Genomic DNA, 390 nt, shown 5'->3' with positions numbered 1-390 from the left:
CAATACGACCCCTCACAGCGTCGACGATTTCAAGTTCACGACCGAGGGCTACACGGGCGGCATGTCAACGGCCAAAATCACCGTCCTCGTTTACACCGATGCCACGCATTATGATCAGGTGACGCTCAACGTGACTTCGGGCCAGGTCATCCAGGTCAGCCAGCTTGACTGGTCGGCTGTCGCGGGTACCGCCAACTATGTAGCCGGCGATGACATCTACGCGGTCAAAGTCCTCAGCGATGCCTCAAATGGCGGCGGGTTCCGCCTGAATGGCGTCGAGGTCGGCTCGCAATCAGAAACGCCGCCGGCAGATCTCGACTTCAACGGCATCAAAGTATCCATTACGGATGGCGACGGCGATGTTGCGACGCAAACCTTCAACGTCCATAT

1 protein-coding gene is annotated in these 390 nt (G+C 57.7%); it reads left to right on the top strand.

All coding sequences use genetic code 11. The features are described 5' to 3' along the window. Positions 1-390 (top strand): hypothetical protein (locus EN780_RS39630; RefSeq protein WP_189557226.1); only part of this gene is annotated, 390 nt, incomplete at both ends.

The sequence above is a fragment of the Mesorhizobium sp. M4B.F.Ca.ET.089.01.1.1 genome, from assembly GCF_004022605.1.
In the GTDB taxonomy this organism is placed as follows: domain Bacteria; phylum Pseudomonadota; class Alphaproteobacteria; order Rhizobiales; family Rhizobiaceae; genus Mesorhizobium; species Mesorhizobium abyssinicae.
This window is presented reverse-complemented; position numbering and strand designations above follow the sequence as displayed.